Here is a 24,929-nt window from a genome sequence, read left to right on the forward strand (position 1 = left end):
CTGGAAATGGCCAAGAAGGTTGAGGCTAACTTCAAGACTCAGTCCATTATTTTGTGCGCAATGAAAAAGGGCGCATTCCCAGTTATGGAACGTAAAAAATTCATCAACAACTTGGCAACTTGTTAAGCCAATACCAGCTAATTTACTTCATTCAATGTAATATAATGAATTGCGCAAAGAAATTTGACGACATGACGTTATAGCGTTATTATAATTAAAGAAGGATATGATTATGCTTGCAGGTTTCCCAGATATACCATTGAGTATGCCCCATTCAAGAAAACGTCTGAGAAAGCGAGGAGAGAAATGTTAATAACAACAGCGGCTGGAATAAAATTATGAAGATTACCGTATTAGACTATGGGGCCGGCAATGTCCGCAGCCTGATCAATGCTGTGGAAAAGATGGGCGGCAGCATTAAAATGGTTGAAAAACCTGAAGATATCCTGGCAGCTGAAAGGCTGATTTTCCCCGGTGTGGGAAATTACGGGGCCATGCTTGAAATCCTTCATGAACGCGGATTTGTTGAGCCCCTGCGCAAATATCTCAACGCTGACCGGCCGTTTCTGGGTATCTGCGTGGGCATGCAAGCCCTGTTTGAAGGCAGTGAGGAAGAACTGGTCTCCAGCAATGAGAGCATTGGTTTTTTTAAAGGCCGGGTGAAACGCTTTAGAACTGAACTGGCCGTGCCCCACATCGGGTGGAACGGCATCCACATCAAACAGGACTCACCTTTTCTTGACGGGCTAGACCCGGATACAAAATTTTATTTTGTCCATTCTTATCACATCGTGCCCGAGAACCCGGAGGTCATCCTGACCACTACCACCTATGATTACCCCTATGCCTCGGCTGTGCAGCAGGGCAATGTCATCGGTACCCAATTCCATCCGGAAAAAAGCGGGACTGCCGGCATGAAGCTGCTTGATAATTTCATTCATTCAGACAGCCTTAAAGCCCGGGGGGCCGCTGACATACCGTCCAAAGGTTTGTCAAAACGGGTGATTGCCTGTCTGGATGTCCGGTCCAACGACAATGGGGATTTAGTGGTCACCAAAGGGGATCAGTACGATGTCAGGGAAGCGGGCAGCGTCAGAAATCTTGGCAAACCAGTGGCGTTGGCCCGGAAATATTACGAGCAGGGCGCTGACGAGATCACTTTTTTAAATATAACAGGATTCAGGGATTTCCCACTGGAGGATATGCCTATGCTAAAGGTCCTGGAACAAACCTCAAAACAAGTGTTTGTTCCCCTGACCATTGGCGGCGGTATCCGGGAATTTACAGATGACCAGGGTCGGCACTATTCGTCCCTGGATGTTGCGGCCCGGTATTTCAGGGCGGGTGCGGATAAAATTTCCATTGGATCGGATGCGGTTTATATTGCCATGGCATACCTTGAGTCCGGGCAGAAAACAAAGAAATCTGCTATTGAGGAGATTTCAAGGGTTTACGGGGCCCAGGCTGTGGTGATTTCCGTTGATCCCCAAAGGGCATGGGTAACCAGCCCGGAAGATGTCCCCAAACACCATGTGGTCAAGGTAACATCCGGGGAAAAAGGCCCCAACGGTGAAGCATATTGCTGGTATCAGTGTACGGTGAGCGGTGGCCGCAAAGCCATGGATCTTGATGCCGTGGCCCTGGCACGGGCCTGTGAAGAACTGGGGGCCGGTGAAATCCTGCTCAACTGCATAGATAAGGACGGGACAAATTCCGGGTTTGATCTGGACCTGATAAATGCCGTGCGCAGCAATGTCACCATCCCGGTGATTGCCTCTTCCGGTGCCGGGTGTGAAGCGCATTTTGCCCAAGTGTTTAAATGTACAAAGGCCGAAGCTGCACTGGCTGCGGGTATTTTTCACAGGGAAGAAGTACCCATTCAGGCAGTAAAACAGCATCTTGCCGAACAGGGTATTGAGGTACGAAAGTAACCCTATATAAAAAGCCACGGGCTAACCTGGTATCGCACTTAGGACCGCAGATTAAATAAGTTGGGCAGAAATAACGCCGAATGTTGGTTCATCTACAAGGCGCATTAAAGATTGAATAGCAGGCCTATGGGGCCTTTGATGCAACGAAGTAGATGGGCCAAAAGGCAAGCTATTTCGTTCAAGTTATTTAATCTGCGGTCCTTAGGTTCAGCCCATGGCTATTAGATTAAAGATTCAGGCAACCTTTAACAGTGCTTCTACTTCCCCCATCCGGCAGGTGAACTCAGCAATTATTTTTAATGTATCTTCGGCTGAAATGCCAATATGTTCCATGGCCTGCCGGTGGAATCGATAAGCAAGTCCGTCCGCCCCGACTCCCATGCCCATCATCATGCATATGCAATCGGACAAATAGACCACAGCGATATCCTTGTCCCTGACCATGGTCTCGCTGGTAAGATGGTGATTTCGGATGATGCCGACCATTTTAGGAGAAAATTGCCACATTTTGGCAATCATACCACCAAGCTCGGCATGGTTTACGCCAATAATCTGCTTTTCAGCCTCCATAAAACTGAAATTTTCATTGATCACCAGATTGTAAATTTTTTCAAAGGCATCCTGAACAAATTTATTTAGAACGGTTTTACCCATATCCTTGAGAAGCGAGGCTGTGAATATGCTGTTTTTATTGGGCAGGTCTAATTGGCCGGCCACCTGTTTTGCAATGAGGGCCGACGATACGGAATACTTCCATAACGCGCCTTCGTGCAAATCATAACCTTCCTGGCTGCCGTTGGTTACCTGGGCACTTACCTTGAGCATTACCAGGTCCACAAGTTGATCAGTGCCTATCATGGTAGCTGCTTCCTCGATGGTTTCAGCAGGATGTTTCAAACCAAAGTATGCGGAATTGGCCGTTCGAAGGATATCTGCGGTAATGGCAGGATCGTATTGGATAATTTTGGTAATGTCTTTCATGGATGCATTGGGGTCATCCACGATTCCCAAAAGGGAGGTGACTACAGCAGGGATGGGTTTTAGATTTTTTATTTCCTTGATCAGTACTTGCAGGCTGGTCATAACCGCACCTCCCCTAATCCGGATGTTTTCAGATAAATATTTCCGGAGGCGATTTCCATTTTTACTGTCCGGTTTGAATACCCCCCCACAGCCTGTTTCCAGATGGCAACATCGTTTTTGGTCAATATCTGCATTAGTGCTGAATAGTTTTGTCTGCCGAGATTGAAAATACCTTCCTGGTCCATAATTTCAGCTCCGCCTGCAACAAAAACTTTTATTCTGGATTTTTCGGCACCCAGAGCAGATACCTGTCTGAACAACTCTGGAATACCGGTATCTGCGAACATGAACGGATTGCTTTCTGCCTTTACGGTATCAATGGCGGAATTCGGCAGCATATAGTGAAGCATTCCCCCTACTCCGGCTTGGGGATCATATATTGCAAGCCCGATGCATGAACCAAGCGAGTATGTCACAATGGTATCATCGGGCTGGTTGCTGACTTTCATAGCTGCTACACCTACGATATGTTCCATGTTACCTCGATTTTTTAAAATAAGTGCCGGCAGGATGCATTCTCATATGATAAAAATCAAAAAAGATATAATTACCAACCCTCTTACAATTTAAAATTGTATATTGTATTTTCAAGGTATTATAATAAATTTTGTCAAGATCGTAAATAAAATGTAACCATTGGCGTTCGATTCCGTTTACATGTTTACAGTTTAAACCTGGCCAGGTTCCGGTTGATTTCTTCTGGCGGGACGTTTTCTCCAAAAAATAGAACAGATCCTGCAAGGAGACAGCAGCGAGAGAGCGACTGCGTCAGACGTCCTTTTTATTTTTTAAAACCTCTCTCTTTTATATCATTGTTCAAATGTTTGTCAATTAGCGTTTCCTTCCCAGCAAAGCTCTATTGAGGCTTTTTCCTGACAAGGGGAGTTATGAAAAGCGTCCATGCCGTTTTCCATGTCTTTTGAAAAAGATAATCCAGTCAAAATGATTGGTTCCGGCTAAAACGTGTGTCTACAGGCCAAATTTTTCAGCCGCTTTTTTCATAAGGTACTCGCCGATGGGCATGGCAGATGTAGCCGCCGGAGAAGGAGCATTACACACATGAAGCGACCTTTCTGTCTCTGCGAAAAGAAAATCATGAACCAAAGATCCGTTGTTCATCACCGCCTGCGCTCGGATGCCTGCCGGATAATGTGTTAAATCTTTCAGCTCAATCTGCGGGCAGTATTTCTGCACTCGTTTCAGATACCCTCTCCTATATACAGAGTCTATCATCTCATTTATCCCGCTTTTTAAGTTGGCTTTTACAACCTTCCAGAATCCCGAAAATTTCATCATCTCATGAACATCTTTGATACTGAAGTTAATACTGCCGTATCCCTCTCTCTTCCATCCTAAAACAGCATTCGGACCAACGGTGAAAGCGCCGTCCACCATAGGTGTCAGGTGCACACCAAGGAAAGGAAGCTCAGGGTCTGGAATAGGATATATCAGTCTTTTTACTATGCCCTGCTTCTCAACGGGAAGCTGGTAATATTCTCCTCTGAAAGGAATAATCCGGAAGTCCACATCGATATCCATCATTCTGGTGAGCCGGTCTGCCATAAGTCCGCCGCAGGCGATCAGTCTGGAAGCCTCCAGGGTCACTGGCCCGGCATTCACCATAACCCCCCGGCCGGATTCCTTTATATCAGTAACGTTTGCATTGTAATATATCTTGCCGCCAAGCGCTTTAAACATGTTTACCATGTGCCTGGTCACTGCGATATAATCTGTAATGGCGGTATCCTTTACAAACAAAGCCCCTTTTCCTATGATGTTCGGCTCCATTTTTTTGAGCTGTGTCTGCGAAACTTCTCTGATGTTGATTTTGTTTTTAATGCATCTTTTGCGCAGATTTTCCATCCGCTCCATTTCCAGGTCACTGGTTGCCACCAGCATCTTACCGCACTGCTGAAAGGGCAGGTTATTTTGAAGGCAGAGCTCTTTTGTGATCGCTGCGCCTTTTTTACAGAACTCAGCTTTCAGGCTTCCGGGTTCATAATAGACCCCGGCATGAACCACGCCAGAGTTGTGGCCTGTCTGGTGATGTGCGCAGTCACTCTCTTTCTCCAGAATAATAATGTCCTGATTCAAAAATTTTGTTTTTAACTGCAGGGCAGTGGCAACCCCCACTATTCCGCTGCCGATGATCACTAAATCTGTTTTAATACGTTTCATGTCTATTTCTCTATTTCCAGCCCTTATCAAAAACATGACTCAGCCGTGCTCCCATAAGGACTGCAAGTTTTATGAACTTCTGCGATTCATTGAGCTGAATAGTAAAAAAGCCCTTAATAAAAGGGCTTTTAGCAGAAAAGTTTACAGTATTGATATTGGTACTAGCTAAAACGGGATATCATCATCCGGGATGGGTGGGGTGCCCCCGTCCGGTATACCCGGCTGGGCAGGGCCTTGGAAATTATCCGAATTGGGCGCCGGCCGGTTCGGGGCATATCCACCCCCACCGCCGTTGTCCGGCTGATTCTGATATCCGCCGCCTCTCTGGTAACCTGATCCCCCGGGGCCAGGCCCGGGACCAGACTGGCCGCCGCCATCCCGGCTGCCCAGAAACATGAAGTTTGAAACGACAATGTCCGTGGTGTAATGTGTCTGGCCCTCTTTTTCCCATGACTTGGTCTGCAGCCGACCTTCTATATAAATTTGCCTGCCTTTTGATAGGTATTTTTCACAGGTTTCAGCCTGTTTGCCGAATACTACAATCCTGTGCCATTCGGTTTTTTCCTGGCGCTCCCCGGTATTTTTGTCGGTCCAAACTTCGGTGGTGGCAAGTGGGAAATTCACCACTGCCAATCCCTGCTGGGAATATCTGATTTCAGGATCTTTTCCCAAATTACCGATGAGGATGACCTTATTTAAACCTGCCATATTTAAATCTCCTTTTTATCTAAATTAGTGTCTGAGGAAACTTGTGTTTGGATGAAAAGTTGCCCAGATGCAAGACGCAAAAAAATTTGCAACCGGAGCAACCTCATGGTTGTGAGGATTGCAACTTTTTCTGCAACGCCGCAGGTGGGTGACTTTTGGTTCAAACAATTAATAATCCAGGGAAGACACTTCCAACGCATGCTTCTGGATAAAATTGCGCCGGGGCTCCACCTCTTCACCCATGAGCAGGGTAAATATCTCGTCAGCTTTTTCCGCATCTTCAATATCCACCCTCAGCATAATCCGCTTTTCCGGATTCATGGTTGTTTCCCACAGCTGGTCCGCGTTCATTTCACCCAGACCTTTATAACGCTGTATATTGATTCCCTTTTTGGCTTCGGCCATGAGATATTCGTAAAGGCCGTTTAAATCATCAAGGGTCGTTACTGTTTTTGCATCAGCCGCCCTTGAGGACATGGAGAAGGGTGGCTGGTTCAAGTCTTTTATTTTTTCATAGGCCTGGCGCATTTTCTGGTAGTCGCTGGTGCTAAGAATCTCTCTTCCCACACGCAGCAGTTTTGTCTGCCCTGTGTTGTCCAGAATATCCATTTCATAAATGCTGCGTTCCTGATCAAATTCGATTTCCTGGGGGGTGTATTCTTTTTCTTTCAGCATAGCGGATAAGGCTTCCAGGTTGGTTTTTTCTTCCAGGAAGCGTTTTGAACTGACCCCTTCCCTGATCAGGGTAAACAGAAGATCCGTATCATAATCACGTTTGTGAAGCTGGTTCATGCTGTTGTAGTAATCTGTCATGTTTTGCAGAAACGCATAGAATTCATCCTCGGTCAGGGGCGTGTCGTGTCCATTGATCACAATCTGTTTCTGGGATGAAATTCTGCGAATCAGATAATCGGCGTATTCGGTTTCATTTTTCAGGTATATGCCGTTTTTCCTTGATCCCACCCTGAAAAGCGGGGGTTGGGCAATATACAGGTATCCACTTGAGATCAGGTCCGGCATCTGGCGGTAGAAAAAAGTGAGAAGCAGGGTCCGGATGTGCGAGCCGTCCACGTCCGCATCCGTCATGATAACCACCTTATGGTAGCGGATTTTCTCTATGTCGTACTCTTCCCTGCCCGCGCCTGTACCCAGCACCGTAATGATATTTTTAATCTCGTCGCTTCGAAGAATTTTGTCGAACCGGGCCTTTTCCACATTGAGAATTTTGCCTTTCAAGGGAAGGATGGCCTGGAAGCGCCGATCCCGGCCTTGTTTGGCAGACCCGCCGGCAGAATCGCCCTCCACGAGGAACAGTTCACGCTCTGCAGGATCGGCAAACTGGCATTCGGCAAGTTTGCCCGGCAACGTGGAATCGAGCAATGTCCCTTTTTTACGGGCAAGCTCCCTGGCTCGTTTGGCCGCATCCCTGGCCCGGGCCGCATCCACGCCCTTGGCGATAATTTTTTTGGCGACATTGGGATTTTCTTCCAAAAACTGGCCCAATTTCTCATTTAGCAGGGATTCAACAATGCCCTTAACCTCATTGTTGCCCAGTTTTGTCTTGGTCTGACCTTCAAACTGTGGCTCCATGAGTTTGACCGATACGATAACGGATAGGCCTTCTCGCATATCATCACCGCTGATCTTGATGCTCTGCATATTTTTGGGCAGACTGGTGTTGCCTGAAATATAGGCATTCACCGTGCGGGTCAGGGCCCCTTTAAGCCCGGATACATGGGCTCCCCCCTCAATGGTCCTGATATTGTTGGCAAAAGAGTACAATTTCTCCTTGAAGGTATCATTGTACTGGATGGCCACCTCTATCTGGACATCGTTTTTATCCCCTTCAATATGAATGGGATCGTGCAGCGGGGTGCAGGATCGGTTCAGGTATTCCACAAAGGAGACAATTCCTCCTTCATAATGGAAGTCATCCTTTTGGGCAGAACGTTCGTCCTCTATGACGATCCTGATCCCTTTGTTCAAAAAGGCCAGTTCCCGAATACGCCGGGACAGGGTGACATAGCTAAATTCGTTTTTATTCATAATGGTGAAATCAGGGGAGAACGTAATCAGTGTCCCCTGTTTTTCCGTATCACCAAGGACTTCAAGTTCAGTGAGTTTGTGCCCTTTGGAATAGGTCTGGTGATAGATTTTACCGTCTTTAAACACCTCCATGACCAGATGCTCGGATAGGGCATTGACAACGGAAATACCCACACCATGCAGGCCGCCGGAAACTTTATAGGCGTCTTTATCGAATTTGCCGCCGGCATGCAATTTGGTCATGACCACCTCGCAGGCCGGTATATGTTCGGTTTCGTGCATCCCTACCGGGATACCCCGGCCGTTGTCCTCTACGCTCACCGACAGATCCTCGTGGATGGTGACAAAAATCGTGTCACAATATCCTGCCATGGCTTCATCAATACAATTGTCCACCACCTCATATACCAGGTGGTGCAGGCCTTCAAGGTCCACGTTGCCGATGTACATGGACGGTCTTTTCCGGACAGCGTCAAGGCCTTCTAAAACTTTGATGTCGCCTGCGCCGTAATCTTTATTCCCTTGGTTTTTATTCATGATAGATGTATGGACATTATTACGCAAATAAGGTTATTGTTTTTCATGCTTTTAACGATGCAGGGGCTTTTGCTGTCTTTGATGTTCAATGTCACAATTTCGTCTCCGAATAGATTAAGGGCATCCATGAAGTACCTGGGGTTAAAGGCGCTTTTTATCTCTTCGCCTGAAAAACCAACCATGAGCTGCTCTTTTGACTCGCCGATCTCAGGGTTAGTGATGGTAACGGCCAGGCTATTTTCCGTAAAGTTGAATATAACGCTTTTATAATCTTCCGAGGTAAGGATGGAAACTCGTTTCATCAGTGTTAGAAACATTGCCCGCTCAACTTCAATGGGGATCATGCCCTCGAAATTAATGACAAGCTTGTAGTCCGGATAGTCGCCTTCAAGCAGTTTGATCATGATGGATTCATTGGCGCGCTGGGACACGAAATGATTGCCCTTGACGCCCACCTTGATGGTTTCTATATCAGAATCAATGAATTTTCCAAGTTCGGTCAGCCCTTTTTTGGGAATGATTACCCGGGAACTTCCCAGATCAAGATCCCCTGTAAACGGCGCGTCAAAACAGTGAAGTCTTCTTGAATCCGTTGAAACGATCCGCAGCATGTCCTGTCCTTCAACCTCTGCCTTTTCAATCAGGGAGCCCAGGACATAGATCCTTTTTTCGTCGTTCTGATATCCCACCACAGAGGAGACAGTCACCATCTTTTTCAGGTCTTTGGCGGCAATATCTATGAAGTCGACGTTTTCAATCACAGGGGTTTCAGGAAAATTTTCATAATCCGAGGAGACAATGTGGTAAACGCTGTCCCCGGATCCTATTTCAACCCACCGGTTTTCAACCTCATTGATGCAGATATTTTCATTGGGATATTCCCTGATGATTTCAAAGAATTTTTTTGAGTTGATAGACAAAATTCCCGGTTTTTCAACCTGCGCCTCATAGGTCCCGGTGAAAACCGTTTCAAGGTCATTGGCCGTGATGGTTATCTTTGACTCAACCGCCTTGATCAAAAGATCCGAGGTGATTTTTAAATTTGTTTTTCTGCCGGTGATACCCTGAATTTTTGCCAGAACTTCCAGGATATCCTTTTTATTGAAGGAAAATTTCATTTAGAATCCTTTTTTATCTTCTGTTAAACCGAATAAGTCTATAATAAACTGTCTGATTTATCAAGAGAAATGGCAGAGACGCCCGCCTTGATGTGCTGCGTTATAAGCCTGTTCAGGGCGGGTGGGGTCAGATAAAAATTTCAGGGCTCCGTGGCAAAAAAGATTTGGACAGATTTAGGCGTTGAGCAGGTTTCGTTCAGCCACCTGGCCTTATCCTTGATGGAGCCGTCCTTCATCAATCTTGCCTCTTCTGGACATGCCTTGATACAGGCGCAGCAGAGAATACAGTCTTCAGCAATGGTGGCAAACCCGCGCTCCGCATCAATGGCATTTGATGGACAAGCCGTGGCACAAATCCCGCAGTTCGTGCACGAATCGGTTACCTCAATGAAGTCAGGGGCACCCTTGCCCATGCCCTCCTTGTACGGAAAATTTCCCGGTACCTTCAAAGCGGAAATTTTCTTTAAATCATTGGTCTTTTTGAGCATATTTCCGGTCTCGGCGCCAAAGTCTGCGGCCTGTTTTAGATCGTTCTCATCCGGCCGGTTCATGGCAACGGGAATCTCTGTGCTTGCAAATGAATGTTCGCCAATAAAGGCCGCCCCGGAAACAGGGATAAATCCGCATGACGACGCAACATCCTTAAGTTCCAGCAACGCATCATCATATGCCCTGTTACCGTAGACCACTGTGAGTATGGCCGGGGTGTTGACAGCAGTCAGTTTTTTAAAGAAATCAGCGGCATCTGCGGGCAGGCGGCCAGCATAGACAGGTGCCCCCAGCAGTACAATATCATTGCCATCAAAGGGCGCAAGCACGGTGTCCCGGATCTTTGGAGGGGTGAAGTTGATAGCGGTGATTTCAGAGTCACTGATTTCCAGATTTTGGGCAAGACCCTGGGTTATGGCCCTAAGCACTGTTTCGGTTGTTTTGGTGGGGCTGAAATATATAAGGGTAATTTTTTTCATGCCGGAAGTCTCCATATCTTGTGTTCTATCGTATCCTGGTGTTTTCCACAAAGGGTAACACGGCAGCCTTTAATGCCGCCATGTCATCGGCGCTTAAAAAATGATCATCCACGGTGGCAAAATCCGGATCCAGCACATCTACGTCTCGGGAGCACGGCTGAAGTATATAGGATGCCGCCCCCCGGATCATTTTGCCGATATTTTCCATGATAACCGGTGTAACAAACGGTCTTGCACATGTTGTTCTGAATTCATACGCCGGTGATTTTTTCATGATCAAAGAAATACTTTCCATTACCCGATTCAGATGCCCGGGGTTCTTCATTACCATGGGATAGTGGTCCGTATCTGTTTTAATATCCATGGCCAGATAATCCACAAGGCCCTGGTCAAAAAGTGCGTCCAGGACCCTGGGGGCCGTACCGTTGGTGTCCAGCTTGATTTTATAGTCCATCTGCCGGACCGTTTGGATAAAATCAATCAGATCCGCTTGCAGGGTGGGTTCTCCGCCGGTAACGACAATCCCCTCAATCATGCCTTTCCGTTTTTCCAGGAAGGTCAGAATCTCTTTCTGATCCGGGATCTTCAAACCCAAACCACCGGAACTGCCGCCCCCTTCGGGCGTGACAGTTCCGGCAGCAAGATCCGGATTATGGCAGTAGGGGCAGGTGAAGTTACACCCCCGGGTAAACACCACACAAGCAATGGTTCCCGGAAAATCAATCAGGGAATTTTTTTGAAATCCGCCAATATACATGTGATTATACTTTCTAAAAGGTTATGACGCAATCTTTGCCGCCACCGTCTGGGCAGAATAGGTCTTGCGCATCTTAAATTCCGTTTGCTTGCCGTTGTTCCACTGGCTTATCGGCCGCAGATAGCCCACTACCCGGGAGTAGATTTCCGTATCGGCATTGCAGATTTCGCATTTGGCATGTTCCCCTGAAATATAACCGTGGGAGGGACAGACACTGAAGGTGGGCGTCAGGGTGAAATAGGGCAGACGGAAGGTGTTGGATACCTTGGACACCATGTGTTTAACCGCCTCAATGTCAGAGACCTCCTCACCTAGGAACAGATGCTGAACCGTACCGCCGGTGTATTTGGTCTGCAGTTCGTCCTGCAGTTCCAGTGCCTCAAACAAGTCGTCGGTATAATTTACCGGCAGGTGGGTGGAGTTGGTGTAAAAGGGGTCGGAGCCGTTTTTGAACTCTTCTTCATTGGCGCAGACAATGTGTTTAAATTTCTTTTTATCCAGTTTGGCAAACCGGTAGGTGGTGCCTTCGGCAGGGGTTGCTTCCAGGTTGAATATTTCACCGGTACTTTCCTGCAGGCTTTCTATTTTGCTTCGGATATGATCCATGGCCTTGATGGCAAAGGCCTGGCCCCGGGGGGTGGCAATGCCACTGTCCGTGCCCAGGAAATTAAGGCAGGCTTCATTCATGCCGAGAACGCCGATGGTGGAAAAGTGGTTGCGCCAGTAAACGCCGGTGTTTTCCTTAATTTGTCGCAAATAGAATTTTGAATAGGGGTACAGGTCGCCTTCGGTGAACTTTTCAAGAATTTTACGTTTGATGCCCAACGATTCGGCACTGATGTCAATCAGTTTATCCAAGCGGTTGAAAAAATCAGCCTCATCCTGGGCAAGGCGCCCGATCCTGGGCAGATTCAAGGTAACAACTCCGATGGAACCGGTCAATGGATTTGCACCGAAAAGCCCGCCGCCACGTTTACGCAGTTCCCGGTTATCTAATCTAAGCCGGCAACACATGGAGCGTGCATCCTCGGGGTCCATATCGGAATTGACAAAGTTGGAAAAATAGGGAATTCCGTATTTACCCGTCATTTTCCAGATATTTTCCAGTTTGGGATTGGACCAGTTAAAGTCTGCAGTAATGTTGTAGGTGGGAATGGGGAAGGTGAAGACCCTGCCCTTGGCATCGCCTTCCATCATCACTTCTGCAAAGGCTGCATTGACCACGTCCATCTCATCCTGGAATGCGGCATAGGTCTCTTTCTGATGTTTTCCGCCAATGATGACAGGGGTGTCCTTGAGCATGGCGGGCACGTTCAGGTCCATGGTGATATTGGTGAAAGGCGTCTGAAATCCCACCCGGGTGGGAATATTGATGTTGAAAACAAATTCCTGCAACGCCTGTTTGACCTCTTTGTATTCAAGGTTGTCATACCGGACAAAAGGGGCCAGCAAGGTATCAAAGTTAGACATAGCCTGGGCCCCGGCCGCTTCTCCCTGCAAGGTATAAAAAAAGTTTACGACCTGGCCCAGGGCACTTCTGAAATGTTTGGGCGGAGAGGATTCTACTTTGCCGGCCACGCCTTTGAATCCTTCAAGTAGAAGATCCTGCAGATCCCAGCCCACACAGTATACGGACAGAAGGCTTAGGTCATGGACATGGATGTCTCCGCTATAATGGGCATCCCGGATGGTAGGCGGATAGATTTTATTAAGCCAGTATTCGGCTGTGATATCCGAGGAGATGTAGTTGTTCAGTCCCTGGAGGGAGTAGCTCATATTTGAGTTTTCCCTGACCTTCCAGTCCATGCGGCTGATGTAAGATTCCATGAGGCCGACGTTTTCATTGATGGCAATGTTCCGGATCTGGTTGTGCTGCTCCCTGTATATAATGTATGCCTTGGCGGTTTTGTAAAATGGGGAATCCAGAAGTACCCGTTCCACAATATCCTGAATATCCTCTACCTCGGGAATGGCCCCCAGGTGAAGGTCCCGGGCAAGGGTCAGTACCCGCATGGTCAATTTTTGGGCTTCCCTGCCGTTGAATTCTTTTGTTGCTCCACCTGCTTTGATCAAAGCATTTGTTATTTTAGAAGAATCAAACGCAGCTATCCGTCCGTCTCTTTTTTTGATTTGTTCAAACATCTGACTACCTCTTGAAATCTGATTGATATTCACATACTCTGATGAGAATGCAGACGGGGGACTCCCAGACTGCGACTTTGATTTAACGCAACATGTAGTTATATGTCAAGAAAAAAAACTATATATTGTGCTTTTAACGCGAAGCACACAAGGGTGCCATGCAGCTTGATCAGAATCCATTTTTTAGAAAAACCATAACACCATGGTATGATTCCAATTTTGCCTGTTGGGCCCTGATCTGGTCCATGGTGCTGGTCTTCTGTTTTGCCGTTGACGGAGTGATTGTGGCCGCTAACGACCCTAGACTGGCCCATCATATATGGTTTCCATTGCTGTTGGCAGGACTTTCCAGTTTTCTGGCTGTAAAAGTTTATGTGCGGTTGAACATCAGGGTCAACAATGAATAAATTCTTATAGGATCTCTCCGATTACTTCTATCAGATGATGAACAATCTGTGCCGTAACCCCCCATATCACCACATCCTTATATGGATATGTCAGTTCCATGACATTGGGCCTGTGGCCGGCATAGCCGTTTTTCCGGTGGGTCTTCAGGAGCGTCTCAAAGGGAATTTCAAGTACCCTTGAAATTTCTTCGGTCTCAAAAACGATTTCATCTTTTTGGTTCCAGATACCTGTAAACGCTTGGATATCCCGGTTTTTCAAGGTCTGAAAATGACCCAGTGATCCGATATATTCCACATTATCAGAAACAATGCCTGTTTCTTCATAAAGCTCACGAAAGGCCGCCTGCTTGACCGAAGCATCCGTTTGTTCCACATGTCCGCCGGGAAAAGCCATCTGGTTGCGCCAGGCATATCCTTCCCGGTCCGCTTTCTGGATGAACAGCAGGGTCGGTTCCCGCCTAAAAAAGAAAAGCGCCATCACGGCGGTGGACTTAAACTGCGCAGGATCCGGGGCCGGCGGATGGGAGGCCGAGACAATAGCGGAATTCATTATTTCAATATATGATGATGTGTTCATGAACCGTCCTTTTAAACAATGCCCATCAAGCCTACAATCTTAATCATTCCTTGTCAAACCGGTGCTTTTTGAATTTTAACCCGTTGTCTTGACAATTAGTTTTTTGCAACAATTATTATTAAAAAAATTAATTTTAATCGTTAAACTGATAATTCATTAGGAGCTAAAATGGCAGAAAAAGAAACCAGACAATTTAAAACCGAAGTTCAGCAGCTTTTGCATCTGATTATCCACTCTCTTTATTCCAACCAAGAAATTTTTATCCGGGAGTTGATTTCAAACGCCTCGGACGCCATTGACAAGGCCAGGTTCAAAGAACAGACAGAACCGGATCTGTTTGCCGATGACAATGATTACCATATCCGCCTGGCTGCGGACAAGGACGCCAAGACCTTCACCGTCACGGATAACGGCATCGGCATGACCTTTGACGAGGTCAATGACAATATCGGTACCATTGCCCAGTCCGGTACCGCCGCCTTTATGGAAGCCCTGGCAAAATCAAAAAATGAAACAAGCCTCTCCCCGGAACTCATTGGCCAGTTTGGCGTGGGTTTTTATTCGGCGTTTATCGTGGCAGACAAGGTGCGTCTGGACACCAAAGCCCCAGGCCAGGAAAAGGGCGTGCGGTGGGAATCCGACGGCAAGGGCGAATATAGCCTTGAAGAAATTGACAAGAAAGAACGGGGAACACAAATTACCCTGTTCCTTAAAGACCCGGAAGAGGGAGACCGGGATTTCACCGAAGAGTACACCATCCGTAACATCGTTAAAAAGCATTCCGACTTTGTCACCTACCCCATCATCATGAATGTGGAGGCCAGCGAGCCCATTCCTGAAAATGAGATTATTAAAGACAAGGATGGCAAGCCCATCGGGGAAACCTATCGGAAAGTCAGAAAAGACGAAACCCTGAACTCCATGAAGGCCATTTGGGCCAAGCCCAAGGACGATGTGACCGAAGAGGAGCACAAGGAGTTTTATAAACACATCTCCCATAACTGGGATGACCCCTGTGAAATTATTCACAAAAAGTTTGAAGGGGTGACCGAATATGATGTGCTTATGTATCTTCCCTCCAAAGCCCCTTTTGACATGTTCCGGCCGGAACGTAAACACGGCATGCAGCTTTACTGCAAACGGGTTTTCATCATGGATGACTGCAAGGAGCTCTTGCCCGAGTACCTGGGCTTTGTCCAGGGCATTGTAGATGCACCGGACTTGAATCTTAATGTCAGCCGCGAGATTCTGCAGGAAGACCGCCTGGTCAGAAATATCCGCAAAAATCTGGTTAAACAGGTTTTTGGCGTGCTCGAAGACATGGAAGATGAAAAATACATTAAATTCTACGAAGAATTCGGTCAGGCCCTTAAGGCCGGTATCCCCTCGGATTACGATAATAAAGAACGACTGGCATCGTTGCTGCGTTACAAAACCACCAAGTCCGGTGACAAATATGTGACCCTTGACCAGTACATTGAAAACATGCAAGAGGGACAGAAAGCGATTTACTACATCACGGGTGAAAATATGGCCTCCCTTGTCAATTCCCCGCTGCTTGAGGCGCTTAAAGCAAAAGACTACGAAGTCCTTCTCATGGTGGACCCCATTGATGAATGGGTGACCCAGTCCCTGCCCGAGTACAAGGAAAAGAAACTGAAAAGCGCCGAAAAAGGCGACCTTGACCTGGAAAAGGTGGATGATGAAAAGAAAAACGAGTATTCAGCTTTGCTCTCTTTTCTTAAAGGCAAGCTGGAAAGCAAGGTTAAGGATGTGGTGGTCTCCAACCGGCTTAAAGATTCTGTCTCCTGCCTGACAGGCGACGAGTGGGCCATGAGCGCTTATATGGAAAAAATTCTGAAAGCCTCGGGCCAGAAAGCCCCGGAACAGAAACGCGCCCTGGAAGTCAATGTCAACCATCCGGTCATGGAAAAAATCAAGTCCGTGTTTGAATCCGATACCACAAATTCCGTGCTTACGGACTATTGCGACCTGCTTTATGATATTGCCGTGATTTCCGAAGGCGGCAAGCTTGATAATCCAGCACGGTTTTCCACCCTTGTTGGAGATCTCATGGCAAAATCCATATGAAGATCTACCTTGAAAGCCTGGGGTGTTCCAGAAACCAGGTGGACAGCGAGATCATGCTTGGCCGGTTGACTGCAGCCGGCCATCAGATAATAACAGACCCGATTCAGGCTGAAACCATCATCATAAATACCTGCGGGTTTATTTCAACCGCCTCCCAGGAGGCGGTTGATGTTATTTTGGAGATGGCAGAATTTAAGACGGCCGGTGCGTGTCGGCGGCTGGTTGTCACCGGTTGTCTTGTCCAGCGGTATAAGGATGACCCAAAGCTTTTGGACAGCCTGCCGGAGGTGGATGCTTTTTTAGGCACCGCAGCCTGTGACCATATCGTAAAGGCCGTGGAGAATGCCGGTAAGGTGCCGTTTGTTCTGTTTCCTGAACCCGACACCCGACAGGTGGACATCCCTGTGCAGGCCCGGGAACTTCTTTATGAAAAAACCGCCTACATCAAGGTGTCCGAAGGGTGCAGCCGCCACTGCACCTATTGCATTATTCCAAATCTGCGGGGTCGCCAGCGCTCCCGGCCCGTTGAACTGATCTGCAAGGAGGCTTCTGCCCTTCTGGATAAGGGCGTTAAAGAGATCATTCTCACAGCGGAAAACACCACGGATTACGGCCGGGACCTGGACGGATCGGCCTTTCATTCGGTGCTTGAAAAAACCGCGGAAAAAATGGCTCAAAAAGATCCAGCCGCATGGCTTCGATTCCTGTATACCCATCCATGCACCCTTGATGAACGGGTCATTGAAACGGTGCAACGCCATGCCAACATCTGTTCTTACTATGATGTACCCATCCAGCATGCCCATGATGAGGTCCTGAAACGCATGGGCCGGCCCTACACCCGGCAGGATCTTACCCGGCTTTTTTCCGATATTCGCCGCCTGGACCCGGCTGCCGCGTTAAGAACCACCGTAATTGTCGGCTTCCCCGGTGAAACAGACCAGCAGTTCAAGGACCTTTTGGCATTTATACAGGAGGTAGAATTTGATCATCTGGGTGTTTTTACCTATTCCGACTCCCAGGATCTGCCTTCTCACAGGTTAAGCGATCATATCCCTGAAGACCTGGCAGAATTACGGCATGATGCCATTATGGCGGCCCAGGCGAAGATTTCCGAAAAACGCAATGCCCGGCATGTGGATCGTGTCTATCCGGTTCTTGTGGAAGAAAACCCCGAAGACGGGTTATACATCGGCAGAACCCCGTTCCAGGCCCCTGAAGTGGACGGGGTAACATTTATTTATTCGAATGGACTGGACACAGGCAGTCTGGTTCAGGTAAAAATAACCGACGCATTTGAATATGATATTGCCGGGGAGATGGTGTGACAAAAGATATAAAAAAAGAGATTATGGCGCTGGCCGGCCCAGATCTTTCGCTGGTGGAGCAGGCCCTTGAAGTGAATTTGACCCCGAATCTGGATCTGGTCAGGCAGGTGGCAGGGCATCTACTGTTTGCCGGTGGTAAACGGCTCAGGCCGTTACTCATGATCCATGCTGCCCGCATGTGTGGGTTTCAGACCGGGCAGGAAATTGATTTTTCCACTATTTTTGAGTATCTTCATGCCGCCACCCTGCTCCATGATGATGTGGTGGACGGCTCGGATACACGCCGGGGCAAACCATGCGCCCATACCCTATGGGATGCCCCAACGGTGGTGCTCACAGGGGATTTTCTTCTGGCTACAGCGCTTGTGATAGCCGCAAAAACAAAATCTGCCCGGGTCATTGAAGTAATCGCTCAAATTACGGCGGACATGTCCCAGGGCGAAATTCTCCAGATGAAAAAAAAGGGGAACCCGGACCTCACAGAAAATGAGTACAATGACATCATAGAACGAAAGACAGCCGTTCTGATCCAGGGGGCCTGTCGCACCGGTGCCATTGTGGCCAAGGCCGACCAAAACCGGGAAACCGCCCTTAAAAATTACGGTTGGCACCTGGGCATGGCCTTTCAAATGGCGGACGATCTGCTGGACTATACTGCCACAGCCGATCAGCTGGGCAAAAACCCCGGGGCAGATATGCGCGAAGGCAAGTTGACCTTGCCCCTGATTTACAGCCTTGGAAAGGCCGATGCCCAGGAGCGAAAATGGATGCTGGCTGCCATGTCCCGGCCACAGTTTAATCCGGAAGAGTTTAAAGACCTTAAAGAACGGCTGACCCGTCTGGGCGGCACTGAATATACAAATAACCGGGCTCTTGCCCATGTGCAGTCAGCCAGGACCGCTCTGGATATTTTTCCTGAATCTCCCTCAAAGCACCTGTTGGAATTGATTGCGGATTATTCCATCCTCAGAAAGGTATAATCATGATCTCCCAATTACGATTTTTATTGATTGTATTTATATTTGCGATTTTTTATTTCCCCCTGACCGGGGTCATGGCTGCCGGGCAGGATAGTGTCTACATCACTACCGGACAACATAAAATAAGCGGTCAGAATGTGTTAGGTGCCCAAAAGGCTGCCGTGGGAGATGCCTTGGAAAAGGCGGTTCAAAGCGCATTTGCCTCTGTGGTATCCCAGCAGAAATTGGGCGAAAACCTTGATTTTCTTTATGACCAGATTCTTGCCCATACCATGGATTTTGTGTCCACTTACCGGGTCATCAACGGCATGACCCACAATGGGGCATATCTTGTGGGCGTAGAATCAACGATCAGCCTGGACCTTATGAAGAAACGTCTTCGTGATTCCAGCATCTTCAACCAGGCCCGGAACAATCCAAAGATTCTTTTACTCATTGCAGAACAGGGGTCCGAAGAGACACAACCCCGGTGCTGGTGGTGGCAGCCAGAAGGGCAATCCTATATCCCCACGACCTCAATTGCGGAAAAAAGCCTGAAAGGCATATTTGAGCAGGCCCGCATTCCTTTAATTGCTACAGGGGATAATTATCCTGACCCTGCTGCCTATCATGTTGTTTTTTCTGCCATGGATGACCAGGCCGCTGCCATGGCGCTGGGGCAGGCCCTTGGGGCCGACATGGTCGTTCTTGGCATGGCATCAGCCCAGGCGTCCGCTAACCGGATGGGCAATGAAACAACCTTTGAGGCGAGAGTTTCATTTACGGTGCTGGATATGGCTTCCCAGAAAGAAGAGATTCAAACCACTGCCACTGCCACTGCCACTGCCAAAAGCACAGATGTCCGGGGCGCAGACCAAGCGCTTGCCCAAGCCACAGATAGCGCTGCGCAGGCTTTGAAGGAAAAAATTGAAGAATTCTGGGCCCAGGCCATGAAAGAGAAAAAAGCCTTTGATCTTTATGTGGAGGGCGATAATTTTCTGATACGGTTCATTGCCCTGAAACGTCAGCTCAAAGATATCCGGGAGATTGAAGATATTTCACCCCGGGAGCTTGGATCTTCCCATGCCATTATGGCGGTCAGCTACAAAGGTACCCCTGCCCAGTTTGCCAATACCGTAATGCTGAAAACCTTTGAGGATTTTGGCATTGAGGTTTCCATGGTCTCGGATGATTCGGTGAAAATAAAATTTGTGCCCTCCCCGGACAACAACGCTGTTCACCAGGCTCCCCAGGATGGTCCAAAAGTTATTGCCCCACAGCCGGCCAACTCTTCCCAGGGGTCAGACAACGCGACCGGCCAGGAAATTATTCAGAAAACACTGCAAGAATAACTTCAATTTTCTTGACATAATTTCAAGGATCTGATAGAAGCCATCTAAAGTTTAATGGCGCGTAACTCAGTTGGTAGAGTGCTACCTCGACACGGTAGAAGTCAGCGGTTCAAGTCCGCTCGTGCCAACCATAAAAATATAGGGCTTCCGGAAATCTTTCGTAAGCCCTTTTTTGATTTTCTTTTCATGTTATCTCCAAAAAACTCACCCAGGTCCGATACCATTCTTTATGAAGTTAAATGCGGCCATGAGTAAACCCATCAGGGTACCAACAAAAATAATGGCCCGGATCTCCTCTATACCAAGTTTTCGGACTGCGGGATATTTTGCTGCCATGGCGCTTAGAAAAACAATGACAATAAAAGGCAGGGCCGGCAGGTACAGGTCCATGGATCTTGCCGCTACAATGGAAAAAATCAGGCCAATGCCTGCCACGGGGAAAAATATCCGGGATTTGTTTTGTCTCTGTGTTGATTCGGCAAGGCTGAATATATTGTCATTCATGCTGAACCGAAGCGCACCTGCGGACAGCAAGGCCACCACGACCCAGTCAGAGATGCCGAACACGGGCATAAAGTAAGCATTGCCGGGCATGGGCATTTTCACCAGAAAAAAATTCACCAGGGGCGCAGGGCCTGTCATGCCTTCCCGGTAATAGTCGGAAATATCTTCTGCAAAGTTTCGGGTCGGGCCTGAAAAGACACTGAATATGTCCGACAGGGCCACGGCCATGCCAATGGGAATAAACTCAGAAGGTCGCTTCAGTGGGATGACCAGCCAGTGGCCCGCCACACAGGCTAAAAGCACCAGAGTTGCCGTGGACAGAGCGGTGATGGTATTGCTTTTCAGGCCTGCCTGCCCCACCGGCAAGTAAAGAATTATAAAAATCAGCGTCAAAGCACCTATCCAGGACAGACGCCGGACCGTGTTTGTACCGATGGCCGGTTCAATCCGTCTTTGATAAATCCGGGTCATCCAGGCCAGGCAGGCAATAAGCCCCACAATAATAATATAATTAAATCCGGCCCAGATCGTTTCAGGCAATATCCGGCCCAGAGCCTGGAATCCAAATGTTCCCAGGCCCCAGATCAGATATATGCTGATTACAGGCTTAATCGGTATTCGTATCCGCCGCCGCACTGCCTATGCCGAGAAGATCGGCGATATTGGCAGACGGATCAATTTTAGGTTCAATTTTGGGGGTTGCACAGGTCAACAGTGTGGAGACGCCGGGACCATGCCCGGCCAGCAGGCAGTCGGAGTGCACCACAATACCGATGCTGACCGCACCCTGGACATAGGCCCTGCCATAGGAATTGTCATGGTCCATCAGGGCCACAAAATCCCCGAACCTGATTTTATCCAGATTGTATTTTCTCACGGTCTCGGGATCCGAAGTCATGATATCATAATCACCGGCTCCCACATGGGCCCGTCCGACCCCCGATCCCATGCAGGGTGCAGGTACGATGGTGGTCACCGGCACCTGGAGTATCCCTGACCCGGTTTCAACAATATCCATCTTTTCCAACAAATCCGGGTCCAAGTTGAACAGCTTGATTTCGGGATAATCCGTCAAGGCCAGTCCCTGGCCTTTGGCTCGGATCAGAATTTTGTCCTCATAGCTCATCTTTTCTTTGGTTTTCCGGGAAAACTCCACAATCACATGTTCGGAGCCGCCGTGGTGGCCCATGACCACACCGGTTTCTCCCTGGGCGTCCCCGGAAATGATCTTCGCCTGGTTGCCTACACAGGAAAAAAGTTGCAGAGTGTTGTTGGGGAAATCATTGGGGTTTTCCATATTGGCCGTGCAGGATACCCCGGGTTCGATATGGTCTCCGGCAAGGCCAAAAGCCGAGTCCCCGGCCTGAACATTGAGGGTAATACCGCCGATGCCAGGCAGAAGAAAGGGGTTTCCCTTATGGTCCACTTTCCAGCCGGCCCCTGCCCGGGGCATGCCGGGTTTGCAGGCCAGAAACATTTCCACCACTTTATTTTTGTTTGTTTTGAGCATGACATAATCCTTATTTTTTTAATTTAATGAGAAACGGGATTGCCGTAAAACCTGCCAAGGCGGAAATGATAAACATCATTTCCAGGCCGAATGCGTCTGCAGCGGCCCCCGCCGCCACAACGGCCAGGGATCTTAAGGCAAAGGAGATCATCATGAAAAGACCGTTGGCGGCCGCGGGACTTTCCTTGGCATTCTCCTGTATCAGGGCCAGCATTACAGGGGTGGTTGACAATACGGTGAACCCTGTTATCAGAAGTGAAAGTATCTGGATTACACCTGTGGTTGTGGCAAACAATAAGATGGTTACAGGGGCTACGAGCAAGGCCCAGAACAGCACACGTCTCCGCCCTAAGCGGTCGGACAGGGTGCCTGCGGAAAGGATACCGGCAACGCCTGTGGCCTCATACAGGGTCAGTGCTGTGCCCCCCAGCCACAACGAGCCTGTGGCCTGTTCCACATACACCGTTAAAAACATGCCCATGGAGCCGTGCATCATGGCCCGGGCCAAAAGCACCCCTGCCAGGGGATTGAGTACATGACGCACCTCTTTGTAGGCATCGGTTAAAGAGCCCCGCCGCTTTGCTTTGACCGGCTCCTCGGAGGCTTCCAGGGTCATGAACAACAGCACCGAGGTGGCCATCGCCAGGGCCAGAACAAAATGGAAATGGGCCAGCCCCAAAACAGATACAGCAGCCACGGCAAAGATGGGTCCCATTGTCCTTGCAAGCTCGCCGCCGGTCATGAAAAAACTCATGCCCCGGCCTTTGTACTTGCCTGAATATCTTGCCACAGTTACCGGGGCAGGGACATGGAAAAGGGATACCGAGATGCCGGAGACAAAGGCCAGGACCAGCAGCATACCATAGGACGGGGCAATACAGATGAGGCTCATGGGAATGGCGGTCAGGGTCGGGGCCAGAATCACCAACCAGCGGGCAAGTCCTTTGTTGTCGGCAAACAGACCAATGAAGGGGTTGGCCAGGGACGGGATCTGCATGACCGTGGATAAAAGGCCAGCCTGGCTCAGGGTAATGGAAAGCTTTTCAATGATCAGGGGCAGCAGGGGGGCCAAAAAGCTTGTGTAAAGATCATGGATAAAATGAGCAAATGCTATCATGGAAACCCTGGAAGCTTGAAATTCGGAAGACTGTGCCGTGTTTTTATCTGGTGTTGTCATTTAAAAATCAGCCTTTGCAACCACATCGATGGCTGCATGGGCGGTCATGTCGCACTGTAGGGGTGTGATGGAGATATAATTTTTAAGCAGCGCACTGTTATCAGACCCTTCACATGGCACCGCCTGCTCCATGCCGGCGTACCAATAATATGTCAGGTCCCTGGGATTCAGGCGGCGGTCAAACACATTTATCAGGTTGTTATCTGCCTGTGCCGTTACTTTTGTGCCCGCGATCCGGTCAAAGGAAATGGCCGGTGCATTGATGTTCAGGAAAACGCCTGGAGGAAGATTCAAGTCCATGGCTTTATCCAGAATAGACGCTGTATAGGCTGCTATGCCCTGAAAGTCCATGGTCTCGCCGTACTGGATGGATACGGCAATGGCGGGGATTTTGTTAATAGCTGCTTCCCGGGCCGCGCCCACGGTACCGGAGTAGTTGATGTTTAACCCGGTGTTGGACCCGGCATTGATTCCTGAAATCACAAGATCCGGTATCTGGTCGCAGATATCAAACAGGGCCAGTTTGACGCAGTCGGCCGGGTTGCCGGTAACCGCATGACCAAAGTTGTTGTGGCCCAAACGCACCTTCTGGTGTTTCAGCGGCGTATGCAGGGTAATGCCATGGCCCACGGCGCTTTTTTCCCTGTCCGGGGCTGCCAGGGTCACCTCATGGTCTGAATTTAAGGCATTGAACAGCGCCCGGATACCCGGGGCCTGATAGCCGTCGTCATTGGTCACTAATATTTTCATAACTTGTTTCGATCCTGTTGCAGATTTGCGCGTTTAAAAAGTTTTTACGCTTATGTTGATAAAACATAAAAAAGGAGACAACTGCAATAAAAATTGACAAAAAAGGCTACAGCCTTATATATTATAAATTGATTAGCGTATAAACAATAAAAATAGGCAAAATAATTTATGGGAAGAAAAAGCATATCTCATATCAGAAAACCTGAGATACTGAGACATACCTATAAGGTTGTGGAAGAAGAAGGCTTTAAGGGTATGACCATCGGTAAAATCGCAAAACGCATGGGTGTCAATTCAGGTCTGCTTATTCATTACTTTAAGAGCAAGGAAGGCTTGATTATGGAAATGGTAGATTTCCTTTATGAAACTTCCATGAACAATTATCTCAAGGAGTTGGAGACGCTCACCAGTTCCAAGGAGCGAATGGATACCCTGCTGGAAATCCTTTTTGACGCCAGAGGCACTTGGCCCCAGCGGGATGCGGTGTTTTGGTCCTGTTATGCCATGGGATTCAGGGATGAAAATATCAGGGAAAGAATTCGGGACATGATGCTTAAATTCATTGAATTCGGCATTGAAGAAATCGCAGGCTGGGAAAAAACAGGCCTTGCCAGTGTAGAAAATAAAAAAAGAGCCTCCGCCAAAATTTTTGCCCTGTCAGAGGGCTTTGGTATTGTGAAAAATTCACTGGATGATCCGAAGCTTATTCAGGAAGTTGCCGACTTTTTTAAAAACACCACCCTGCAAATTTTAAATTGCAAATCATCATTAAATAAAGATTAGCTCTGAACGCCGTCCTGCTTTGT

Annotated in this window: 21 protein-coding genes and 1 tRNA gene; 8 read left to right on the forward strand and 14 right to left on the reverse strand. The window is 48.3% G+C overall.

The genetic code is table 11. The features are described from left to right. The first annotated feature begins 338 nt into the window (after window positions 1-338). On the forward strand, window positions 339-1,931 hold the full coding sequence (gene hisF / locus EYB58_RS05250) for an imidazole glycerol phosphate synthase subunit HisF (RefSeq protein WP_111956401.1): 1,593 nt from the start codon (window positions 339-341) through the stop codon (window positions 1,929-1,931). Between the two features lie 234 nt (window positions 1,932-2,165). On the opposite strand, the gene EYB58_RS05255 is transcribed toward hisF, so the two are convergent. The 9 genes from EYB58_RS05255 to EYB58_RS05295 all read right to left on the reverse strand — a co-directional run bounded on the left by EYB58_RS05255 (window position 2,166) and on the right by EYB58_RS05295 (window position 13,468). Next, complete coding sequence (locus tag EYB58_RS05255) at window positions 2,166-3,014, reverse strand: HDOD domain-containing protein (RefSeq protein WP_111956399.1); 849 nt, start codon at window positions 3,012-3,014, stop codon at window positions 2,166-2,168. Next, window positions 3,011-3,490, reverse strand: coding sequence for a chemotaxis protein CheD (locus EYB58_RS05260; protein WP_111956397.1), 480 nt, complete (start codon window positions 3,488-3,490; stop codon window positions 3,011-3,013). The genes EYB58_RS05255 and EYB58_RS05260 overlap by 4 nt, the downstream gene beginning before the upstream one ends. 493 nt (window positions 3,491-3,983) lie before the next feature. Then, a complete protein-coding gene (lhgO, locus tag EYB58_RS05265) occupies window positions 3,984-5,192 on the reverse strand; it encodes an L-2-hydroxyglutarate oxidase (RefSeq protein ID WP_111956393.1) in 1,209 nt (402 codons plus the stop codon). A gap of 165 nt (window positions 5,193-5,357) precedes the next feature. Beyond that, on the reverse strand, window positions 5,358-5,900 hold the full coding sequence (locus EYB58_RS05270; RefSeq protein WP_111956391.1) for a single-stranded DNA-binding protein: 543 nt from the start codon (window positions 5,898-5,900) through the stop codon (window positions 5,358-5,360). Between the two features lie 168 nt (window positions 5,901-6,068). Further along, window positions 6,069-8,483, reverse strand: a complete 2,415-nt coding sequence (gyrB, locus tag EYB58_RS05275) for a DNA topoisomerase (ATP-hydrolyzing) subunit B (RefSeq protein WP_111956389.1) — start codon at window positions 8,481-8,483, stop codon at window positions 6,069-6,071. Continuing rightward, the gene (gene dnaN, locus EYB58_RS05280) at window positions 8,480-9,601 is read right to left on the reverse strand and encodes a DNA polymerase III subunit beta (RefSeq protein ID WP_111956387.1); all 1,122 of its coding nucleotides are present in this window, start codon (window positions 9,599-9,601) and stop codon (window positions 8,480-8,482) included. The genes gyrB and dnaN overlap by 4 nt, the downstream gene beginning before the upstream one ends. Before the next feature lie 140 nt (window positions 9,602-9,741). Next, window positions 9,742-10,569, reverse strand: coding sequence for an EFR1 family ferrodoxin (locus EYB58_RS05285; RefSeq protein WP_111956385.1), 828 nt, complete (start codon window positions 10,567-10,569; stop codon window positions 9,742-9,744). A gap of 25 nt (window positions 10,570-10,594) precedes the next feature. Next, entirely contained in the window at window positions 10,595-11,326 is a 732-nt protein-coding gene (locus EYB58_RS05290; RefSeq protein ID WP_111956383.1) for an anaerobic ribonucleoside-triphosphate reductase activating protein, read from the reverse strand. A gap of 21 nt (window positions 11,327-11,347) precedes the next feature. Continuing rightward, window positions 11,348-13,468 (reverse strand): ribonucleoside triphosphate reductase, encoded by a 2,121-nt coding sequence (locus EYB58_RS05295; RefSeq protein WP_111956381.1) that lies wholly within the window; start codon window positions 13,466-13,468, stop codon window positions 11,348-11,350. A 158-nt stretch (window positions 13,469-13,626) separates the two neighbouring features. Here EYB58_RS05295 and EYB58_RS05300 point away from each other — a divergent pair, with 158 nt between their 5' ends. Further along, entirely contained in the window at window positions 13,627-13,875 is a 249-nt protein-coding gene (locus tag EYB58_RS05300; RefSeq protein WP_111956379.1) for a hypothetical protein, read from the forward strand. Between the two features lie 4 nt (window positions 13,876-13,879). On the opposite strand, the gene EYB58_RS05305 is transcribed toward EYB58_RS05300, so the two are convergent. Continuing rightward, a complete protein-coding gene (locus EYB58_RS05305; RefSeq protein WP_111956377.1) occupies window positions 13,880-14,452 on the reverse strand; it encodes an NUDIX hydrolase in 573 nt (190 codons plus the stop codon). 168 nt (window positions 14,453-14,620) lie between these two features. On the opposite strand from EYB58_RS05305, the gene htpG reads away from it, so the two are divergent. The 5 genes from htpG (at window position 14,621) to EYB58_RS05330 (ending at window position 20,313) form a co-directional block, all read left to right on the forward strand. Further along, window positions 14,621-16,543, forward strand: coding sequence for a molecular chaperone HtpG (gene htpG / locus EYB58_RS05310; protein ID WP_111956375.1), 1,923 nt, complete (start codon window positions 14,621-14,623; stop codon window positions 16,541-16,543). Next, window positions 16,540-17,871: a 30S ribosomal protein S12 methylthiotransferase RimO gene (gene rimO, locus EYB58_RS05315; RefSeq protein WP_111956373.1), complete on the forward strand. Its 1,332-nt coding sequence runs from the start codon at window positions 16,540-16,542 to the stop codon at window positions 17,869-17,871. The genes htpG and rimO overlap by 4 nt, the downstream gene beginning before the upstream one ends. Next, complete coding sequence (locus EYB58_RS05320; protein WP_111956371.1) at window positions 17,868-18,851, forward strand: polyprenyl synthetase family protein; 984 nt, start codon at window positions 17,868-17,870, stop codon at window positions 18,849-18,851. Before rimO ends, EYB58_RS05320 begins: the two co-directional genes overlap by 4 nt. Window positions 18,852-18,853: 2 nt before the next feature. After that, a complete protein-coding gene (locus EYB58_RS05325; RefSeq protein ID WP_111956369.1) occupies window positions 18,854-20,182 on the forward strand; it encodes a hypothetical protein in 1,329 nt (442 codons plus the stop codon). 55 nt (window positions 20,183-20,237) lie between these two features. Further along, a tRNA-Val gene (locus EYB58_RS05330) sits at window positions 20,238-20,313 on the forward strand. Window positions 20,314-20,386: 73 nt separating this feature from the next. On the opposite strand, the gene EYB58_RS05335 is transcribed toward EYB58_RS05330, so the two are convergent. Genes EYB58_RS05335 through surE form a run of 4 tightly spaced genes read right to left on the reverse strand, consistent with a single transcriptional unit; the run spans window position 20,387 to window position 24,123 of the window. Beyond that, window positions 20,387-21,322, reverse strand: coding sequence for a hypothetical protein (locus tag EYB58_RS05335; protein ID WP_242637569.1), 936 nt, complete (start codon window positions 21,320-21,322; stop codon window positions 20,387-20,389). Beyond that, window positions 21,294-22,196, reverse strand: coding sequence for a DUF4438 domain-containing protein (locus tag EYB58_RS05340; RefSeq protein WP_111956367.1), 903 nt, complete (start codon window positions 22,194-22,196; stop codon window positions 21,294-21,296). The genes EYB58_RS05335 and EYB58_RS05340 overlap by 29 nt, the downstream gene beginning before the upstream one ends. A gap of 10 nt (window positions 22,197-22,206) precedes the next feature. Further along, window positions 22,207-23,373 (reverse strand): MFS transporter, encoded by a 1,167-nt coding sequence (locus EYB58_RS05345; RefSeq protein ID WP_111956365.1) that lies wholly within the window; start codon window positions 23,371-23,373, stop codon window positions 22,207-22,209. Continuing rightward, window positions 23,374-24,123, reverse strand: a complete 750-nt coding sequence (gene surE, locus EYB58_RS05350; RefSeq protein WP_111956363.1) for a 5'/3'-nucleotidase SurE — start codon at window positions 24,121-24,123, stop codon at window positions 23,374-23,376. A gap of 168 nt (window positions 24,124-24,291) precedes the next feature. On the opposite strand from surE, the gene EYB58_RS05355 reads away from it, so the two are divergent. Then, the gene (locus EYB58_RS05355) at window positions 24,292-24,906 is read left to right on the forward strand and encodes a TetR/AcrR family transcriptional regulator (protein WP_111956361.1); all 615 of its coding nucleotides are present in this window, start codon (window positions 24,292-24,294) and stop codon (window positions 24,904-24,906) included. Window positions 24,907-24,929 lie beyond the last annotated feature (23 nt).

This window comes from Desulfobacter hydrogenophilus (assembly GCF_004319545.1).
Taxonomy (GTDB): Bacteria; Desulfobacterota; Desulfobacteria; order Desulfobacterales; family Desulfobacteraceae; genus Desulfobacter; species Desulfobacter hydrogenophilus.

What these genes read in the sequence shown, in the direction of transcription:
- EYB58_RS05260 (WP_111956397.1), bottom strand. Translation starts at nt 3,490, where the DNA reads ATGGAACATATCGTAGGTGTAGCAGCTATGAAAGTCAGCAACCAGCCC.
- EYB58_RS05300 (WP_111956379.1), top strand. Translation starts at nt 13,627, where the DNA reads ATGCAGCTTGATCAGAATCCATTTTTTAGAAAAACCATAACACCATGG.
- EYB58_RS05325 (WP_111956369.1), top strand. Translation starts at nt 18,854, where the DNA reads ATGATCTCCCAATTACGATTTTTATTGATTGTATTTATATTTGCGATT.
- rimO (WP_111956373.1), top strand. Translation starts at nt 16,540, where the DNA reads ATGAAGATCTACCTTGAAAGCCTGGGGTGTTCCAGAAACCAGGTGGAC.
- dnaN (WP_111956387.1), bottom strand. Translation starts at nt 9,601, where the DNA reads ATGAAATTTTCCTTCAATAAAAAGGATATCCTGGAAGTTCTGGCAAAA.
- EYB58_RS05285 (WP_111956385.1), bottom strand. Translation starts at nt 10,569, where the DNA reads ATGAAAAAAATTACCCTTATATATTTCAGCCCCACCAAAACAACCGAA.
- EYB58_RS05290 (WP_111956383.1), bottom strand. Translation starts at nt 11,326, where the DNA reads ATGTATATTGGCGGATTTCAAAAAAATTCCCTGATTGATTTTCCGGGA.
- EYB58_RS05295 (WP_111956381.1), bottom strand. Translation starts at nt 13,468, where the DNA reads ATGTTTGAACAAATCAAAAAAAGAGACGGACGGATAGCTGCGTTTGAT.
- surE (WP_111956363.1), bottom strand. Translation starts at nt 24,123, where the DNA reads ATGAAAATATTAGTGACCAATGACGACGGCTATCAGGCCCCGGGTATC.
- EYB58_RS05305 (WP_111956377.1), bottom strand. Translation starts at nt 14,452, where the DNA reads ATGAACACATCATCATATATTGAAATAATGAATTCCGCTATTGTCTCG.
- EYB58_RS05345 (WP_111956365.1), bottom strand. Translation starts at nt 23,373, where the DNA reads ATGACAACACCAGATAAAAACACGGCACAGTCTTCCGAATTTCAAGCT.
- hisF (WP_111956401.1), top strand. Translation starts at nt 339, where the DNA reads ATGAAGATTACCGTATTAGACTATGGGGCCGGCAATGTCCGCAGCCTG.
- EYB58_RS05340 (WP_111956367.1), bottom strand. Translation starts at nt 22,196, where the DNA reads ATGCTCAAAACAAACAAAAATAAAGTGGTGGAAATGTTTCTGGCCTGC.
- lhgO (WP_111956393.1), bottom strand. Translation starts at nt 5,192, where the DNA reads ATGAAACGTATTAAAACAGATTTAGTGATCATCGGCAGCGGAATAGTG.
- EYB58_RS05355 (WP_111956361.1), top strand. Translation starts at nt 24,292, where the DNA reads ATGGGAAGAAAAAGCATATCTCATATCAGAAAACCTGAGATACTGAGA.
- gyrB (WP_111956389.1), bottom strand. Translation starts at nt 8,483, where the DNA reads ATGAATAAAAACCAAGGGAATAAAGATTACGGCGCAGGCGACATCAAA.
- EYB58_RS05255 (WP_111956399.1), bottom strand. Translation starts at nt 3,014, where the DNA reads ATGACCAGCCTGCAAGTACTGATCAAGGAAATAAAAAATCTAAAACCC.
- htpG (WP_111956375.1), top strand. Translation starts at nt 14,621, where the DNA reads ATGGCAGAAAAAGAAACCAGACAATTTAAAACCGAAGTTCAGCAGCTT.
- EYB58_RS05270 (WP_111956391.1), bottom strand. Translation starts at nt 5,900, where the DNA reads ATGGCAGGTTTAAATAAGGTCATCCTCATCGGTAATTTGGGAAAAGAT.